The sequence below is a fragment of the Candidatus Symbiothrix dinenymphae genome, assembly GCF_001431085.1.
Window position 1 is genome coordinate 1 of record NZ_BBRU01000524.1, and the last position, 384, is coordinate 384.

General features: G+C 44.3%; 1 pseudogene. It reads right to left on the reverse strand.

From position 1 onward, the window contains the following. Positions 1 to 294, reverse strand: a pseudogene (locus ASC50_RS05455) (hypothetical protein); the annotation flags it as partial. Between the last annotated feature and the right edge of the window lie 90 nt (positions 295 to 384).

Here is a 384-nt window from a genome sequence, read left to right on the forward strand (position 1 = left end):
TTTATTTTTTTTATTTTTAGGAAAGCCTAAGTCCTCACCGTCAAGAAATGCAAGTCCGATGCGCTCCACTTTCAACTTTCCGTTGCGACCGTTGTACCACAGTCGCCATTTTTTCTCTTTCGCATCGTAAATGACGAATGATTTATAGCACGACGAAGCGTCCCAGCCGTCTTCGTCTGTGGTTGGCGAAATAATCGGATTCGTCGGTAGCCGTTCCCAATTTGTAATGCCATCCTTCGACCGGGCAATGCCGATGCGGGCAAGAAACTCGCTTTCGTAACCTATGTAGAACATTAAGTACCAATCTTTGTGTTTGAAAATATGCGCACCGGCAACTTTATGTTGTTCCCACTTGATGTTTTTGTCAGACGAAAAGATGGGATT